Source organism: Rhizobium sp. 3T7, assembly GCF_020166565.1.
Lineage (GTDB): Bacteria > Pseudomonadota > Alphaproteobacteria > Rhizobiales > Rhizobiaceae > Rhizobium.
Genome location: NZ_JAIQXS010000008.1, coordinates 234,442 through 250,977, shown reverse-complemented (window position 1 = coordinate 250,977; position 16,536 = coordinate 234,442). Strand labels below are relative to the sequence as shown.

Annotated in this window: 17 protein-coding genes; 12 read left to right on the top strand and 5 right to left on the bottom strand. The window is 61.5% G+C overall.

What is annotated here, in order from left to right; all coding sequences use genetic code 11:
- Both K9B32_RS14635 and K9B32_RS14630 read left to right on the top strand, forming a co-directional pair.
- A partial coding sequence (locus K9B32_RS14635; RefSeq protein WP_224563257.1) for a hypothetical protein occupies positions 1-212 on the top strand: 212 nt, incomplete at its 5' end.
- Between the two features lie 418 nt (positions 213-630).
- Positions 631-963, top strand: a complete 333-nt coding sequence (locus tag K9B32_RS14630; RefSeq protein WP_007789791.1) for a hypothetical protein — start codon at positions 631-633, stop codon at positions 961-963.
- Here K9B32_RS14630 and K9B32_RS14625 read toward each other — a convergent pair.
- On the bottom strand, positions 960-1,871 hold the full coding sequence (locus K9B32_RS14625; RefSeq protein ID WP_224563254.1) for a LysR substrate-binding domain-containing protein: 912 nt from the start codon (positions 1,869-1,871) through the stop codon (positions 960-962). The genes K9B32_RS14630 and K9B32_RS14625 overlap by 4 nt on opposite strands.
- 101 nt (positions 1,872-1,972) lie before the next feature.
- On the opposite strand from K9B32_RS14625, the gene K9B32_RS14620 reads away from it, so the two are divergent.
- Positions 1,973-2,176, top strand: coding sequence for a hypothetical protein (locus K9B32_RS14620; protein ID WP_224563252.1), 204 nt, complete (start codon positions 1,973-1,975; stop codon positions 2,174-2,176).
- A 46-nt stretch (positions 2,177-2,222) separates the two neighbouring features.
- Here the strand turns inward: K9B32_RS14620 and xdhB are convergent, their stop codons facing one another.
- Genes xdhB through K9B32_RS14605 form a run of 3 tightly spaced genes read right to left on the bottom strand, consistent with a single transcriptional unit; the run spans position 2,223 to position 6,839 of the window.
- Positions 2,223-4,562: a xanthine dehydrogenase molybdopterin binding subunit gene (xdhB, locus tag K9B32_RS14615; protein WP_224563250.1), complete on the bottom strand. Its 2,340-nt coding sequence runs from the start codon at positions 4,560-4,562 to the stop codon at positions 2,223-2,225.
- Entirely contained in the window at positions 4,562-6,028 is a 1,467-nt protein-coding gene (gene xdhA / locus K9B32_RS14610) for a xanthine dehydrogenase small subunit (protein ID WP_224563248.1), read from the bottom strand. The genes xdhB and xdhA overlap by 1 nt, the downstream gene beginning before the upstream one ends.
- Positions 6,029-6,062: 34 nt before the next feature.
- Positions 6,063-6,839 carry a 3-hydroxybutyrate dehydrogenase gene (locus tag K9B32_RS14605; protein ID WP_224563246.1) on the bottom strand — a complete coding sequence of 259 codons (777 nt, stop codon included), beginning with the start codon at positions 6,837-6,839 and terminating at the stop codon, positions 6,063-6,065.
- A gap of 177 nt (positions 6,840-7,016) precedes the next feature.
- On the opposite strand from K9B32_RS14605, the gene glpK reads away from it, so the two are divergent.
- The 8 genes from glpK to map all read left to right on the top strand — a co-directional run bounded on the left by glpK (position 7,017) and on the right by map (position 14,626).
- Positions 7,017-8,510: a glycerol kinase GlpK gene (gene glpK / locus K9B32_RS14600; protein WP_224563244.1), complete on the top strand. Its 1,494-nt coding sequence runs from the start codon at positions 7,017-7,019 to the stop codon at positions 8,508-8,510.
- A 257-nt stretch (positions 8,511-8,767) separates the two neighbouring features.
- Positions 8,768-9,697 (top strand): MYG1 family protein, encoded by a 930-nt coding sequence (locus tag K9B32_RS14595; protein ID WP_224563241.1) that lies wholly within the window; start codon positions 8,768-8,770, stop codon positions 9,695-9,697.
- Positions 9,698-9,901: 204 nt separating this feature from the next.
- Positions 9,902-10,276 (top strand): YciI family protein, encoded by a 375-nt coding sequence (locus K9B32_RS14590; RefSeq protein ID WP_224563239.1) that lies wholly within the window; start codon positions 9,902-9,904, stop codon positions 10,274-10,276.
- On the top strand, positions 10,273-11,532 hold the full coding sequence (locus K9B32_RS14585) for an RNA polymerase sigma factor (RefSeq protein ID WP_224563236.1): 1,260 nt from the start codon (positions 10,273-10,275) through the stop codon (positions 11,530-11,532). Before K9B32_RS14590 ends, K9B32_RS14585 begins: the two co-directional genes overlap by 4 nt.
- A 101-nt stretch (positions 11,533-11,633) precedes the next feature.
- A complete protein-coding gene (locus tag K9B32_RS14580; RefSeq protein WP_224563234.1) occupies positions 11,634-12,101 on the top strand; it encodes an SRPBCC family protein in 468 nt (155 codons plus the stop codon).
- A gap of 29 nt (positions 12,102-12,130) precedes the next feature.
- Positions 12,131-12,547 (top strand): DoxX family protein, encoded by a 417-nt coding sequence (locus tag K9B32_RS14575; RefSeq protein ID WP_224563232.1) that lies wholly within the window; start codon positions 12,131-12,133, stop codon positions 12,545-12,547.
- Positions 12,548-12,699: 152 nt separating this feature from the next.
- Complete coding sequence (locus K9B32_RS14570; RefSeq protein WP_224563230.1) at positions 12,700-13,761, top strand: LLM class flavin-dependent oxidoreductase; 1,062 nt, start codon at positions 12,700-12,702, stop codon at positions 13,759-13,761.
- A gap of 106 nt (positions 13,762-13,867) precedes the next feature.
- Positions 13,868-14,626 carry a type I methionyl aminopeptidase gene (gene map / locus K9B32_RS14565; RefSeq protein WP_224563228.1) on the top strand — a complete coding sequence of 253 codons (759 nt, stop codon included), beginning with the start codon at positions 13,868-13,870 and terminating at the stop codon, positions 14,624-14,626.
- A 4-nt stretch (positions 14,627-14,630) separates the two neighbouring features.
- Here the strand turns inward: map and K9B32_RS14560 are convergent, their stop codons facing one another.
- Positions 14,631-15,200, bottom strand: a complete 570-nt coding sequence (locus K9B32_RS14560; RefSeq protein ID WP_224563227.1) for a PadR family transcriptional regulator — start codon at positions 15,198-15,200, stop codon at positions 14,631-14,633.
- Positions 15,201-15,326: 126 nt separating this feature from the next.
- Here K9B32_RS14560 and K9B32_RS14555 point away from each other — a divergent pair, with 126 nt between their 5' ends.
- The gene (locus K9B32_RS14555) at positions 15,327-16,535 is read left to right on the top strand and encodes a YbfB/YjiJ family MFS transporter (protein ID WP_224563224.1); all 1,209 of its coding nucleotides are present in this window, start codon (positions 15,327-15,329) and stop codon (positions 16,533-16,535) included.
- Position 16,536 lies beyond the last annotated feature (1 nt).

Here is a 16,536-nt window from a genome sequence, read left to right as displayed (position 1 = left end):
CCCACGGGGCAGCCACGCATTCCCGAAGCTCAGAACCTATGGGTGAAGCCGGCTCTGTTCTTTTGATGTCATTGTCGGCTGGAGATCAAGGCGGCTTTGCCTTGTCTGAAGCATGGGAGCTGGTGATCGACACGACGGCGCAGTTGCCTTCGCACCCCCGCAACCGATTGCCTCGAGTCTCGCATTTGTCCTGTCTCGTCCTTCAAACGTGAACGAAACTCGATCCCGATACGGCTGCAATACACAAGCCATATCAATGCCCTTTTCGAGGCTGCTGGTCTTGCGGATATCGCCACGCAATCAGATTCTCTGCCCGAAGTTGATGGTCCTGGCGTGCAGCAAGGGCGGCGTAAAAACACCACGCGCTAAGCCAACATATCGACGTTTTTTCATCGGATGCTCTCCCGTGCTGGAGATGTCCGCCGGTTGCGGAGACGGCTTGCCAACGGTCGATTGGTGGGCGCCGCGAATGGTGAAGTGCCTTTGAAAATGCGGTCCGTCGACGCCGCCTTGCAGCCTGCAAAGTGGCTTGAAATGTAACGGTTCGATTACAGTTTCATTTTGAGGCCGCCGGAATGAGGTAAAAACCGCTTCATTCCGGCGGCGCATTCATCAACGGAGAAGATGCCAATGCGCAGCATTCTTGTGTGTGTGATGATTGCATTCGCGTCCTGCGCTTACGGCCATGACGCGCCTTCGGGTTGGAGCTATGAGCCCTTCTGTTGCAATGGCGATAGCGAAACCGGTGACTGCCAGATGATCCCGCCGAAAAGCGTGGCGATTACCCCCCATGGCTATCGGGTGACGCTGCTGCCGGGCGATCACCGACTTGTCACGCATGCGCATGTCTTCCTGCTTCCCATGGGAAAGGCCATGCGTTCAGGTGACGGCGACTATCATCTCTGCCTGTTCCCGAACGAGGATACGCCGCGTTGCTTCTACGCGCCACAGATGGGCTATTAGCTGCCCTTGATCTCAGAGTCGTTCATTTCCTCGAGAATCCAGTTTCGGAATGCCTTGATCTTAGGAACGTTGCGACGGCTCTCCGGATAGGCCAGCCAGTAGTCCCAATCGTTGTCGCTGCAGACGATTGGAAAGGGCTGGATCAGCCGACCTGCCGCAATGTCATCGCGATAGAACGCGGGCGTCAGGATCGCCACGCCTTGTCCCGCAAGAGCAGCGCTCGCCTCGAAGGACTGTGCGCCGAGCCGGCTGCGCGGCCGGCCCGCGAGGTCGGGATTGTGGACACCGGCCGCCTCGAACCATGAAGCCCACCACGAGTCGCCGGCATCGATCAGTCGCAGTTTGAGGAGATCACTCGGCTGGCGGATGCCGCCGGCGGCGCTAGCGGCAAGTTCGGGGCTCAGCATCGGCGTGAAATCGATCGCCATCAGCCGATGCGATACAAGACCCGGCCATTCGCCCTTGCCGCTGCGGATCGCGATGTCGGCCGGGTCCCTGGCAAAATCGATCAGCGAGCCCGATGTGATCAGGCGTACGGCGGTGGCCGGATATTTGAGGTGAAACGAGCCGAGATGACGCGCCAGCCATTGCGAGGCGAAGGTCGGCGTGGAGTGGATCAGCAGCGTTTCCTCAGCAGCGCCGCGAACCGAGGCCATCGCTTCATGCAACATGGCAAAGGCTTCGGTCACTTTGGGCGCCAGCCGTTCGCCGGCGTCGGTCAGCCTGATCTGGCGTGGGCGCCGCATGAAGAGGGGCTCGCCGATATTCTCCTCCAGCAGCTTCACCTGGTAGCTGACGGCCGTCTGCGTCATGCCAAGCTCTTCGCCGGCCTTGGTAAAACTACCGAGCCTCGCGACCGCCTCGAAGACCCGCAGCGCGTTCAGGGGAAACTGTTTCGACAGCTTCATGGATAAGTTCTCTTTATGTGTCCAGACGATCGTTCGATTGGAATTGCAGCATTTATTGGCGCAGTCTGCAACCCAACGGATCAAATTGTCGAGGTGATGTCATGGATTGCGCCGCTATCGAACACGACAGGCAGGCAAGGGCTGCCGGGACTTTCAGCCGGCTGTCCGACTTTGGCCGGAGCCTGCTGCGCCGGCTTTCGGGATGGGACAGGCTGGAGCTCGAGGGTATGCCGGATCGCGTCAAGCGCGACCTCGGTTTCATGGACGGGCGCGAGCCGCGCTATAACAGGGAGTCCCAGCAGTAGGCCTGGAGGTCGGCGTGGCAGTGCCCCCAGGCGCTGCCACTTCAGCCTATGCCTTTTTCATTCTCTCCACGGCCATCAACACGCGCTCGGGCGTTGCCGGCGCATCGAGCCGGGGGCAGATTTTGTAGTTGGCGACGCTTGCAACCGCCATCGAAAGCGCTTCGAGCACCGAAATCGCCAGCATGAGAGGTGGCTCGCCCACCGCCTTGGACCGGCCGATCGTATGCTCGGCATTCTCCGACCACTCGGCCAGCCGGACGTTGAAAATCTTCGGCCGATCGGAGGCGAGGGGGATCTTGTAGGTCGAGGGCGCGTGCGTGCGCAGCCGGCCCTTGTCGTCCCACCAGAGTTCTTCCGTGGTCAGCCAGCCCATACCCTGAATGAACGCGCCCTCGACCTGGCCGATATCGATCACCGGGTTCAGCGAGCGGCCGACATCGTGCAGGATATCGGTGCGTTCGATCATGTATTCGCCTGTCAGCGTATCAATCGATACCTCCGAGCAGGCCGCGCCATAGGAATAATAGTAGAACGGCGTGCCGCGGCCGGCGGCCCGGTCCCAGTGGATCTTCGGGGTCTTGTAGAACCCGGCAGCGGAAAGCTGCACACGGGCGAAGTAGGCCTGCTTGACGAAGTCGGGGAAGGGGAACTCCTTGTCGCCAACCCGCACGCGGTTCGGCAGGAAGACTACGTCCGTGGGAGGTACAGCCCATTTTTCGGCGGCAAAGGCGACCAGCCGTTCCTTGATCTGGCGGGCGGCATCATATGCCGCCATGCCGTTCAGATCCGATCCGGACGATGCCGCCGTGGCCGAGGTGTTCGGCACCTTGCCTGTTGTCGTTGCCGTGATCTTTATCCGCTCGATGTCCACCTGGAAGCTGTCAGCCAGCACCTGCGCCACCTTCGTGTAGAGGCCCTGGCCCATCTCGGTGCCGCCATGGTTCAGATGGATCGAGCCATCCTGATAGACGTGAACGAGGGCGCCAGCCTGGTTGAAGGCCGTCATGGTGAAGGAGATGCCGAACTTCACCGGCGTGAGTGCAATGCCCTTTCGGATGTAGCGGCTGTTGCGGTTGAACGCGACGATTGCGTTGCGGCGCGCCTGATAGTCGGCGCTGTCCTCAAGCTCGTCGACGATCCGGCCGATGATGTTGCCTTCGATCTCCTGATGATAGGGGGTGAGCGTGCGACCGGAGCCGGGCTGTCCGTAGAAGTTCAGCTTGCGGATCTCGAGCGGGTCCTTGCCGAGCGCATAGGCGATTTCCTCGATAAAGCGCTCTCCGCCGACCATACCCTGTGGGCCGCCGAAGCCACGGAAGGCGGTGTTCGAGACGGTGTGAGTCTTCAGCGGCTTCGATGCTAGGTGAACATGCGGGTAGAAATAGCTGGAATCCGCATGAAACAGCGCGCGGTCCGTGACCGGCCCCGAAAGATCGGAGGAAAAGCCGCAGCGCGCAGCGTAGGTCGCGTCGACGGCATGGATTCGCCCCTCGTCGTCGAAGCCAAGTTCGTAGTCGACAAGGAAGTCATGGCGCTTACCGGTGGCAGCCATATCCTCGTCGCGGTCGGGCCGAAACTTGATGGCACGCTTCAGCTTTTTGGCGGCAATCGCCGCCAGAGCTGCAAACTGGTTGCCCTGCGTCTCTTTACCGCCGAAGCCGCCGCCCATGCGGCGCACGTTCACCGTCACCGCGTTCGACGGGATATCGAGAACATGACCGACGATATGCTGGATCTCGCTTGGATGCTGCGTCGACGACCAGACGGTAACCTCGTCGTCTTCGCCGGGGATCGCCATGGCAATATGGCTTTCCAGATAGAAATGCTCCTGGCCGCCGATCCGCATCTGGCCCGTCAGGCGCCACGGCGCATTTTCCATTTCGCTCTTGGCGTCGCCGCGCTGCAGGGTCATCGGCGTGATGACGAGGGGGCTGCCGTTGGCGAGCGCGCCATCGATATCGCTCCAGTGGGGCAGGTCGCGGTACTCGATCTTGGCCTTGCGGGCGGCCCGCCGGGCAATCTCGCGCGTTTCGGCGATGACCGCAAAGATCGGCTGGTTGTGGAATTCGACCTTCTTTTCGGCAAGCAGCGGCTCATCGCGGCTGCCGTTCGAGCTGACATCATTGACGCCGGGAACGTCCTTGCCGGTGAACACCCAGACGACGCCGGGCGTCGCCTTGACCTCGGAAAGATCCATGCTGACGATCTCGGCGTGGGCTCGATCGGACAAGCCGAGCGCGCCATGCAGCAGCCCGGTGGGCTCCGGCAGATCGTCGATGTAGTCGGCAGCTCCGGTAACGTGCTTGTGGGCGGAATCGTGGCGCAGCGCATCGTGCATCGCGCCATTGATGATGAATTTGGGGTCCGCGAAGGTCGACTTGTCCATTAGGCAACCTCCTCGAAGCGATGGAGCTCGGCCGGTGCGCCGGAGGTTTCCAAGAAGAAGCGCGTTAGCAGGTTCTTTGCCGTCAGCTGACGATACTCGGCCGTTGCGCGCCAGTCGGTCAGGGGCTGGAAGTCGGCGTCGAACTCTGCGCGCATCGCCTCGATCGTCGCTTCGTTCCACGGCTTGCCCATGAGGGCGTTCTCGACGTGGCGCGCGCGCTTCGGCGTGGCAGCCATGCCGCCGAAGGCGATGCGGATGTCGTTGACGTCTCCCTCCGTATCCAAGGTCAGATAGAAGGCGCCAAGAACCGCGGTGATGTCCTCGTCACGGCGCTTGCTGATCTTGTAGACGGCGAATTGGGTGTCCTCGGCCGGATAGGGCACGAAGATGCTCTCGACGAATTCGCCGCGGCGGCGATCCTGCTTGCCGTAGTCAATGAAGAAATCCTCGAGCCGCAGCATTCGCGTTCCGGCCAGCGAGCGCAGCTTTACGGTTGCACCAAGGGCAATCAAGGGCGGCGGCGTGTCGCCGATCGGCGAACCGTTTGCGATATTGCCGCCGATCGTACCCATGTTGCGCACCTGGTCGCCGCCGATGCGGTTGATGAGGCGGCCAAGCGTCGGCACTTTCCTGGCGATGGTCTCGAAGGCGCGGGTGTAGGTGACGCCGGCGCCGATGGTGAAGCCGCCGTCGCCAGATGTGATCGACTGCAGGTCTGTCAGGTGGTTTATGAAGACGACAGGGTCCAGGGCGCGCATCTGCTTCGTCACCCACAGGCCAACATCGGTGGCCCCTGCAACAACAGTGGCGGTGGGCTCTTCAGACAGCACGCGCGCCAACGCGTCCAGCGAACCCGGCACGACCAGCCGGCCTTCGGCCGTCGTGATCGAGATGGTCTGGCTGTTGCGCATTGCCCAGAGGCGGGAGATGATTTCGGAGCGGGTCTTTTCGAGCGGGTCAAAGAGCGCGCTCGGGCGCGTGTGGCTCACCTGCTCGGCGGCCTTCACGATCGGCTCGTAACCGGTGCAGCGACAGAGGTTGCCTTGCAGCGCCTTTTCAATGTCGGCGCGGCTCGGCTTGTCGTTGGAAAGCCAGAGGCCATACATCGACATGACGAAACCCGGCGTGCAGAAGCCGCACTGCGAGCCGTGGCAATCGACCAAGGCCTGCTGCACCGGATGCAACGTTCCATCCTTGGCCGCCAGATACTCGACCGTGACGACATGGGTGGCGTTGAGCGACCCCATGAAGCGGATGCAGGCATTGACGGACTCATAGTGCAGCTTGCCGTCGATCAGCCGCCCGACAAGGACGGTACAAGCGCCGCAATCTCCTTCCGCGCATCCTTCCTTCGTGCCGGTCAGCCGGCGCTTCAACCGGAGATAATCGAGAAGCGTCTCGGTCGGCCGGACATCGCCAAGCGTAACGTCCTCGCCATTCAGGATGAAGCGGATGCTGTCGTTCATGTGGTTCCCTGGTTTTTATGCTTATCTTGAATGGTTATGCCGCCGTCCAGCCACCGTCAATCGAGATGTGGGTACCCGTCACCTGCCGGGCTTCGTCGCTTGCGAGGTAGAGAGCCAGCGCGCCAATCTCCTCTGCCTTGACGAATTCATGCGTCGGCTGGGCCTTGAGGATCACTTCGGTCTTGACCTGCTCCTCGGTCATGCCGCGTGCCTTGGCCGTATCCGGTATCTGTTTCTCGACGAGGGGCGTCAGCACGTAGCCCGGGCAGATCGCGTTCACGGTCACGCCAAATTCGGCAAGCTCCAGTGCCGCCGTCTTCGTCAGGCCCAATATACCATGCTTTGCCGCCACATAGGCGGATTTGAACGGAGAGGCGACCAAGCCGTGCGCGGAGGCGATGTTGATGATCCGCCCTTGGCTTTTCGCCTTCATCAGCGGAATGGCCGCCCGCATGGTGTGGAACGCGCTGGACAGATTGATCGCGATGATCTGGTCCCACTTTTCGATCGGGAAATCCTCGATCTTTTCCACATGCTGAATGCCCGCATTGTTGACCAGCACATCGACGCTGCCGAAGGTCTTGGCGGCTGTTTCGATCAGCTCCGCGATTTCAGCCGGCTTTGTCATGTCTGCCGGATGGTGGGTCACCTTCGCCTTCGAGAGTGATTCAAGTTTCTCGACGATCGCCTTGATTTCCTCGGGCTTTCCAAAGCCATTGATGACGACGTTATCGCCTTTGCCGGCAAAGGCTGTGGCGATCGCAAGCCCGATGCCGCTGGTGGATCCGGTGACGACGACTGTCCTGGCCATTCTTTTCTCCTCAAGCCGTTTTGCGACGCAGTAGAGTGGAGGTTATGCGCAAAGCGGCGGTGCTGGCAATTACGTCGGCGGCAAATCTCTTGTGTCGAAGAGGGGCTGGGTTCTTTCCTCGCCCGCCCTCCTGTCCTATTGATTTTTCCCGACAATCACGATCAGCGGGGGACGGGTATGGGTGGATATGTTCTGGCAATCGATCAGGGGACGACATCGACGCGGGCGATCGTCTTCGACGGCGAGATGAAGATCGCCGGTGCCGGCCAGAAGGAGTTCAGCCAGATCTATCCGCGATCCGGTTGGGTCGAGCACGATCCGGAGGAAATCTGGGATTGCGTGGTCTCGACCATCAAGATGGCGATCCGCGAGGCGAGGATCGAGGCAAAGGACATCGCGGCGCTCGGCATTACCAACCAGCGCGAGACCGTCGTCGTCTGGGAGCGTGAGAGCGGCAAGCCGATCCACAACGCGATCGTCTGGCAGGACCGCCGCACGGCAAGCTATTGCGACAAGCTGAAGAGGCAGGATCTCGAAAAGACCTTCACCAGGAAGACCGGCCTTCTCCTCGATCCATATTTCTCCGGCACGAAACTCTCGTGGCTGCTTGCCAACGTCAAGGGCGCGCGGGCGCGTGCCGCCAAGGGGGAGTTGTGCTTCGGGACCGTCGATACTTTCCTGATCTGGCGGCTGACCGGCGGCAAGGTGTTTGCGACCGATGCGACGAATGCTTCGCGCACGCTGATGTACAACATTGCCGACAACATGTGGGACAAGGATCTCCTCGATATCCTGCGGGTTCCTTCAGCCATGCTGCCCGAGGTGAAGGACTGCGCCGATGATTTCGGCATTACCGAGAAAGCTATCCTTGGCGCCGAGATCCCGATCCTCGGCGTTGCCGGCGACCAGCATGCCGCGACCATCGGGCAGGCCTGCTTCGAGCCCGGTATGATGAAGTCCACCTACGGCACCGGCTGTTTCGCATTGCTCAACACCGGAAGCGATATCGTTCGTTCGAAGAACCGGTTGCTGACGACCATCGCCTATCGGCTGAACGGCGAGACGACCTATGCGCTCGAAGGCTCGATCTTCATCGCGGGTGCTGCCGTGCAATGGCTTCGCGACGGGTTAGGCATCATCGATACGGCCTCGCGCACGGGGGAACTTGCCGATGCCGCCGACCCGACGCAGGAGGTTTATCTGGTTCCCGCCTTCACCGGGCTTGGCGCGCCGCACTGGGATGCGAATGCGCGCGGGGCGATTTTCGGCCTGACACGCAACAGCGGCCCGAAGGAATTCGCCCGCGCCGCGCTCGAAGCGGTCTGCTATCAGTCCCGCGATCTGGTCGACGCCATGCACAAAGATTGGAAGGGTGGTGTGGACAACACCGTCCTTCGCGTCGATGGCGGCATGGTCGCCTCCGATTGGACGATGCAGCGGCTTGCCGACATTCTCGATGCGCCCGTCGACCGGCCAGTCATCCTCGAGACCACGGCGCTTGGCGCTGCCTGGCTTGCCGGTAGCCGGGCCGGTGTCTGGCCGGACCGCGCAGGCTTTGCCAAGAGCTGGAAGCGCGACCGCCGTTTTGAACCCGACATGGACGAGAAGACGCGCGCCGCAAAGCTCAAGGGGTGGCGTAGCGCCGTCAAGCGCACGCTCGCCGATGTGTGACGCGCGCAAGGCGGCAGGCAGACGGAACGGGGCTCATTCCTGTCTTGGATGTGAGGCGTGAGATTGCAGAGCAATTCCGGCCAGAGGTGGCGGCTTGACGGCACCGACGCAGACGCCGCGGCCGGGATGATACCACGGCTTTTCCATCGCGAACCAAGACAGGATTTGGGCCAATGACGGGTTGAGATGGCAGCCGGCAATGGTTATGTGCTGCCAACCGCAAACGGACTTTCACAAACAACAAGGCGCATCCTGGCATGAATCCAGATTTCCTCGTCACCCATTCCGGTGGCTTCCATGCCGATGAAGTGCTGTCGAGCGTCATCCTGACCCGGCTTTTCCCGCAGGCTCGCCTGATCCGCAGCAGGGCGCCGGAGTGGATCACGCCGGGCCCCGACCGCATCGTCTATGACGTCGGGGGTGCATATGACGCCTCACAGGGCATCTTCGACCACCATCAGCGTGGCGCGCCGCTGCGAGAGGACGGGCAGCCCTACAGCTCGTTTGGGCTGATCTGGAAGCACTACGGCCGCGACTACCTGGTTGCCACCGGCGTTCCCGAAGCCCACGTCGAGGCATCGCATGCCTCGTTCGATCTCGCCTTCGTGCTGCCGATCGATCTCACGGACAATGGTGCACTCAGCCCGTCAGGGCCGCTCGCCGGTCTGACGCTGCCGGCCTTGCTGGAAACCTTGAAGCCGGTTTTCGATGATGCCGATCCGGATGCCGATGATCGCAAATTTCAAGATGCCGTGGCCATCGCCCGCAGCTTTGTCGAGGCGAAGATCGCCCAAAACGCTGCCAAATTGCGGGCCGAAGCGCTCGTCCTTCAAGCCATAGACCGTACCGGGCAAGGGCGTGTCCTCGAACTTCCGACGGGAATGCCTTTCCGTCCCGCCATCGTGAAGGCGGGCGCCGATCACCTGCTCTTTGTCGTTCACCCGCGAGAAAAGGATTGGTGTGTCACCGGCATCCGCCGCGGGGACGAGGGGTTCGAACTTCGGGCGGATCTGCCGGCTGCCTGGGCAGGCCTGACCAATCATGATCTGGAGGCTGTCTGCGGCGTTAAGGGCGCAACCTTCTGTCACAACGGTCGCTTCGTCGCCGCTGCCAAGACTCGCGAAGCCGCATTGGCGATGGCGCAGCTGGCTGTGCAGGAGGCTCTTGCCGTCGCAGTCGTGAGCTGAGGTGGGCGTAACACTCTTCAGTCTGGCAGCTGCCCGCCAAGGTGGCCGCGAAGTGTGCGCCCGTCCGTTTGCCTTATGTCGCATTCGCCGCCTCCAGCTATTGCCGGCGAACACTTAACCATCTCCTTCTACGCGCTGTAATTTTTTGCTGCGTCCTGTCGGATGTCGCGCTACTCCTTCGTCATTGAGGAAGAGGAGCAAGACATGCTTTATGCAATCCTTTGTTATGCCAACGAGGAAACGGTGTTCTCCTGGACCAAGGAGGAAGAGGACGCCGTTATGGCGAAGCTCTACGCTGTTCAGGCACCCTTGGCCGAGCGCGGCAAGCTTGGTCCCGTGGGCCGGCTGATGCCGACGACGGCGGCGACCACCGTGCGTAAGGGCAAGGAGGAGCCGCTGGTTCTTGACGGTCCCTTCGCGGAAACGAAGGAAGCGCTCCTCGGTTTTTACGTGGTTGATTTCGATACGCTGGAGGAGGCGGTCGCCTTCTCCAAGGAGCTTTCCGCAGTCAATCCCGGTTCCACGTCTTATGAAATTCGGCCGTTCTACGTGTTCCGGCCGGGAGCATCTGCGACATGACAGACATTGCCTGGATTGACGTGACGCTTGCTTCGGCCCGACCGAAGGCGCTTGGCGCGCTGCTCAGATACTTCCGCGATCTCGACATCGCGGAAGAGGCCTTCCAGGAGGCCTGCCTGCGTGCCATCCGCACCTGGCCGGACAAGGGGCCGCCGCGCGATCCGACGGCATGGCTGATATTCGTCGGCCGCAATAGCGGCATCGATGCGGTCCGCAAGCGCTCGAAGACACAGGCGCTTCCCGATGAGGAACTGATTTCCGATACCGGCGACGCCGAAAGCGACATCGCCGAGCGGCTGGATGATTCCAATTATCGCGACGACATCCTGCGGCTACTCTTCATCTGTTGCCATCCGGATCTGCCGGCGACGCAGCAGATCGCGCTGGCGCTGCGCATCGTCTCGGGGCTTACCGTGCAGCAGATCGCGCGCGCCTTCCTCGTCGGCGAAAGCGCGATGGAGCAGCGGATCACGCGGGCCAAGGCGCGCGTTGCCAATGCCGGCGTGCCCTTTGAGACGCCGGATGCGCAGGAACGGGCCGAGCGGCTCTCGATCGTCAGCACGATGATCTACCTTGTTTTCAACGAGGGCTACAGCCAGGCCGATCCGAAGCACGAAGCATGTGCCTTTAGCGACGAGGCGATCCGGCTCGCGCGGCTGCTGCTGCGCATTTTCCCCGGTGAGCCCGAGCTGATGGGCCTACTGGCGCTGATGCTTCTGCAGATTTCGCGGCGCCAGGCCCGCTTCAACGGCGAAAACGATATCGTCCTGCTCGAGGATCAGGATCGCTCGCTGTGGAATCGCGAGCTGATCAACGAGGCGCTGGCGCTGCTCGACAAGGCAATCCGCCATCGCCAACCGGGGCCCTACCAGCTGCAGGCGGCAATCGCAGCGCTGCATTCGCGAGCCAAGCGCGCGAAGGATACGGACTGGGAAGAGATCGAGCTGCTTTATCGGGCGCTGGAGCGCATCCAGCCGTCGCCGGTAATCACCCTCAACCGCGCAGTCGCCGTCTCCAAACTCAAAGGGCCGGAGGAGGCGTTGGCGCTCGTCGAAACGCTCGGTGAAAAGCTCGACGGCTATTTCTACTATCACGGTCTGCGCGGCGGCCTGCTGAAGCAGCTCGGCCGCGCTCGCGAGGCGCATGAGGCTTTCGATCGCGCCATCGCGCTTGCTCATTCCGCCGCTGAAGCCGCCCACATCCGCCAGCAGATCGACAGCCTCGCCTATGGCGCCGCGCGGCCCGTGGCAAAATAATCTCGAAAAAGATCACGCCGGTTGTCGGAACCGGAAAACCTCCCACGTCCTTGTAACAACCTGGTGGACAACAGGTTTCGCTCAACAGGAGGAATGCTGAAATGACCGCAGAAGCCCAACACGAACTGATCCTCGTCCGGGAATTCGATGCCCCGCGCGAGAAGATCTTCAAGGCCTGGACCGATCCTGTCTTGATGAAGGAATGGTTCGTCCCGCGTCCCTGGACCCTGTCTGATGTGAAGGTCGATGTACGCCCGGGCGGATCAAACCTCATCGTCATGCGCAGCCCCGAAGGCCAGGAATTTCCTAACCGCGGCGTCTATCTGGAGATTGTCGAAAACGAGAAGATCGTCTTCACTGACGCTTTCACCAGCGCCTGGGCGCCATCCGAAAAGCCGTTCTTCGTCGGCATCATCCTGCTCGAAGACCTCGGCAACGGGCGGACGAAATACACCGCCAAGGCCCGGCACTGGACGGCGGCCGACAAGGAACAGCACGAGCAGATGGGCTTCCACGAGGGCTGGGGCAAATGCGCCGACCAGCTCGCCGAACTGCTTCCCAGGATCTAAAACGAGAATCGAAACAGGGGGATAGGGGCATGTCTGCAATTGTTGATTCACATGTGCGGCTTGCGCGTTGGCAAACCGTCACCGGCACGATCATGAGCGGGCTGATCGTCGCCTTTCTCGTTTTCGACGGGGCGATCAAGCTTGTGCCGATCGCGCCGGTTACGGAAACGATGACGGCGCTCGGCTACTCGGGCGATCCGATGCTGGCCCGCGGTCTTGGTGTCGTGACGCTTTTGTGCGCGCTGCTCTACGCAATTCCACGCACGTCGGTGCTCGGGGCGATCCTGCTTACGGGTTTGCTCGGCGGTGCGATCGCGACGCATCTGCGCGTCGGGAGCCCGATCTTTTCGCACCTGCTGTTTGGCGTTTATCTCGGGCTGGTTGCCTGGGGAGGTCTTTATCTCAGATACGAAGCCGTTCGGAAAATGATTCCATTCAAGCTTTGAAGTCGTTGATTTCAGAATCAAAGTTCGCCGCGATCCCCGGGTCGCGGCGGTGCTGCCTATCGATATTCTCGAACGATCGGTTCCAGAATTTATATTTGCGCTAAGGCTGCTCCATCCTTATCTCAATCTCTAGATTCAACGGGATGCGAGCCATGGAACTAGGCCTCTACACCTTTGCCGACGTGAATCCGAATCCGAGCCGAGGCAAGGGTGAGGAAGGGGCCGAGCGACTGAAGCATCTGCTCGAAGAAATCGAACTCGCCGATCAGGTCGGGCTTAATGTGTTCGGGTTGGGCGAGCATCACCGGCCAGACTATGCGGCTTCCGCTCCCGCCGTCGCTTTGGCTGCCGCTGCCGTGAAGACCAGGAACATCCGGCTGACCAGCGCGGTGACCGTGCTGAGCTCGGACGATCCCGTGCGGGTCTTCCAGCAGTTCGCGACACTCGATCTGCTTTCCAATGGACGTGCCGAGATCATGGCGGGGCGAGGCTCGTTCATCGAGTCCTTCCCTCTCTTCGGCTACAATCTGGAAGATTACGATCAGTTGTTCGAGGAAAAGCTCGACCTGCTGGTGGCCCTGCGCGACAACGAGACGGTCAGTTGGTCGGGTGAACTGCGTGCGCCGATCAATGGGCGCGGGGTTTATCCGCGGCCGCTGCAGGATCCCTTGCCTTTGTGGATCGCCGTCGGCGGCACGCCGCAATCGGTAGCGCGTGCAGGCGCGATGGGCCTGCCGGTGGCGCTGGCTATCATCGGCGGCGAGCCACGGCGCTTCGCACCGCTGTTTGATCTCTACCGCGAGGCGGCCCGCCGGGCCGGGCAGGAGGCGTCGAAGCTCAAGACCAGCATCAACGTCCACGGGTTCATTGCGGACACGACGGACGTTGCTGCCGATCAGTTCTACGGCCCGCAGGCCGAGGTCATGAACCGGATTGGCCGCGAACGTGGCTGGGGACCGACGAACCGGGCACATTTCGACATATCGCGCGGGCCGAACGGCGCGCTCTTCGTCGGTGAACCGGAACTGGTGGCGGAAAAGATCATCGCACATCACCGGCTCTTCAATAACGACCGCTTTCTGCTGCAGATGGCCATCGGCCTGATGCCCCATGATCAGATCATGCGCGGCATCGAATTGTACGGCACGAAAGTCGCGCCGATCGTCAGAAAGGCATTGACTGAAAGCGACGAAGAGGCGAAAGCCACCGCCTGAAGCTGGAGCACGATGCCGTAAAGGATGAATTGGATTCCCAACGCCGTCGTGCTCTCATCGTGATCGAGAGCCGGCCGACCGGCCGAAGAAGGCCGGGTAGAGATTCATGATCATCGAAAACGAAGACGAACTTCTCAAGCTGAAGGAAATCGGCCGTATCTGCGCCAATGCCCTGCAGGTGATGGGGGCGTCACTGGAGCCCGGCATCACCACGCTGGAGCTCGATCAGATCGGCCGCAAGGTGCTCGAGGAGGCCGGCGCACGCTCCGCGCCCGAGCTCTGCTATCAGTTTCCCGGGGCTACCTGCATCAGCGTCAACGAAGAGATCGCCCATGGCATTCCGGGGCCGCGCATCATTCGCCCGGGAGATCTCGTCAATATCGACGTCTCCGCCGAGAAGGATGGATTCTTTTCCGATACCGGCGCGTCCTTCAGCCTTCCACCGCACAAGTCGAAGATCGAAAAGCTCTGCCGCGACGGCAAAAGGGCGCTGTGGGTTGGCCTAAACCAGGTCAAATCGGGCGAGCCGCTCGCCAAGATCGGCCAGGCCGTCGGTGCCTTCGCCCTGAAAAACCGCTATACCCTTGTCGCTAATCTGGCCAGCCACGGGATCGGCCGTTCGCTGCATGAGGAGCCGGCCGAGCTCTCGACCTGGCCGGATCCATCCGAGAAGCGGATGATAACGGAAGGCCTTGTCTTCACGGTCGAGCCGTTCCTGTCGCTTGGCGCAACTTGGGCGGAGGGGGGCGACGACGCCTGGACGCTCTACGCGGACCCTGAGGCTGCGACCGTGCAATACGAACACACGGTCGTCGCCACGCGAAATGGTCCGCTGATCCTGACGCTGCCGGAAGGCGGCGCTTGAGGCCTCACGCGCCCGAACGGCCGCCGGCAAGAATTTCGCCGGCAGCGCGCTCCAGAATGCCAGCGATGCGCTTGGCCTCGTCCTTCGACCAGGGGTAGCGCAGGCGAAGCGCCGATTTTAGCAGCATGCGCGCAGTTGCGACCTCGCTCTTGTCTTCCGGAAAGCCGTCCTCATCCCGATCGCCATTGCGGCTTTCGGGGTCAAATATCTTGCGCACGTGCGCCATCTTCGCGCCGATCTTCTCCAGTTTTCCGAGCGTCATGTCGATCATCGTTTGGTTCTCTTCGACGAGCCTGCGGCCACCCTCTGTGATGCGATAGAGCTTCTTGGTGCCCTCGCTCTCCACGTCAGCAAGGCCGGTTTCTTCCAGGTAGGTCAGTGCCGGATAGATCACGCCCGGGCTTGGAACATAGAAACCACCCGAACGCTCTTCCAAGAGCTTGATAAGCTCGTAGCCATGGCGGGGCTGTTCCACCAACAGGGCCAGGATCACCAGTTGCAGGTCGCCTGACGCAAATTTCCGCCCCATGCGAAAACCGCCACCGCCCATCATTCCACCTCTAAAACCTCTCATAGGTCACTCCTAGATGTATCGTTCACTATGTCGTAAAATATATATCGTAAGATAATTGCTTTCAAGGGCGAATGCATGATTTCGTGCGATTGATCGATCGATCAGAAATTCTTGATTGTCGGCGCCATGCTGCAGGGCGATAAGCAATCCATGTTGGCACGCAATGACACCTTCCCCGAAAACCTGTTCAGAACCGGCCTCGCAGGCGCCATCGTCATGGCTGCTGCCATGGGCTTCGGCCGTTTTTCCTATACGCCGATCCTGCCGAGCATGATCAGCGGCGTGCCGCTCTCGGCCGCAGATGCCGGCTTCATCGCCTCGGCGAATTTCGTCGGTTACCTCGTTGGCGCAGTTCTCGCCGCCCATGGCTGGGCGACAGGACGCGAGCGCAAGGTCGCGCTTCTTGCTCTTGCGGCGACAGCAGTCCTTCTGGCGGCCATGGCCATGACGACATTCGTTCCGGCCTTTGCCGTTATCCGTTTCCTTGCAGGCGTTGCCAGCGCCTTCGCTCTCGTTTTCAGTTCGCAGATTGTGCTCAGCCACGGGGCGATCGCCGGCAACGATCACGTACAGGCGGCGCATTTCGGGGGGCCAGGCGCCGGTATCGCGCTCTCGTCCGTCATGGTGCTGCTGGTCGGGCTGTTTTATCACGGGAGCGCTGAGGCGTGGCGAGCGTCCTGGATCGGCGGAGCCATCTATTCGGCCGCCAGCCTGCTGGCGGTCTGGTGGTTGCTGCCGGCAGGCCCGGCTGCCGCGGCACAGACCGGCAAGGAACCGCGGATCGCCTGGAGCCTGCCGATGCTGCTCGTCACGGCATCTTATGGCCTGTTCGGGTTCGGCTATGTGATCACGGGCACGTTTCTGGTCACGATCGCGCGTATGGATGCTGCCGGACCGACTGTCGAGTTTCTCTGCTGGTTCATCGCCGGTCTGACCGCTTCGGTGGCGCTCTTCGCCTGGAAGCCATTCGTCCGCCCGCTGGGATTGGGGAAGGTCTATGTGGCCGCACTGCTGATCGAGGCGGCCGGCGTGCTGGCGACCGTACTCCTGCCGCACTCGGTGGCTCCGCTTATCGGCGGCGCGCTGTTTGGAGCAACCTTCCTCGCGATTACCGCTTATGGACTGCAGATCGGCCGCAAACTTTCGCCGGCCAGCCCGCGCCGGATACTCGCGACGATGACGGCCGCCTTCGGGGTCGGGCAGATCATCGGCCCCATTGTTGCGGGGTGGATGGCCGAGCAAACGGGCAGCTTCACGACTCCGACCTATGCCGCGGCCGCAGCGCTGCTGGTGTGTGCGGCGCTGGTGATACCGGTCGCCAGGAAGTTGTCTTAGC